The sequence below is a fragment of the Wolbachia endosymbiont of Tuta absoluta genome (assembly GCF_059414725.1).
In genome coordinates this window covers 1-422 of record NZ_JBNRJY010000084.1, presented here as the reverse complement: position 1 = coordinate 422, position 422 = coordinate 1, and the positions used below count along the sequence as shown (strand labels likewise).

Here is a 422-nt window from a genome sequence, read left to right as displayed (position 1 = left end):
GGAGAAAGTATAGTATCACAATTTTTTGTTTACTCTCCTGCATTAATTTCAGTACAAGTGATGAGAAAGGGAAAGGTCCGTAGAGCAAAATTATATTATCTGTGCAAGCTATTTGGGAAAGCTGCAAGGATCGATCTGCTTAGTAATTTTTTTTATGAACCAACCTTATGGTAAGATAGTGTACGCTATTTATTTTCACGAAGTAAATTTTTGTCAATGGCATTTACTTCACCTATACGTAGACCTACACATGTCTATTTCATTTAGTAAACTTATTCGCTATATGCAACATCATAAGTATCATTATGTTACTTACCGACATCATTCTCATCATTGAAGTCAAGGTCGTCCCGGTACCCCTTGAACACAGTATCTGCAAGCGTCTTGGCATTATTCGCCAGACCACTGTCTTCAGTCTCCAC

1 protein-coding gene is annotated in these 422 nt (G+C 37.0%); it reads left to right on the top strand.

Going from position 1 to position 422, the window contains the following annotated elements:
* Positions 1-174: 50S ribosomal protein L19 (locus ACJ5GX_RS00990; RefSeq protein WP_495292592.1), on the top strand; the 174-nt coding region annotated here is incomplete at its 5' end.
* Positions 175-422: the final 248 nt, after the last annotated feature.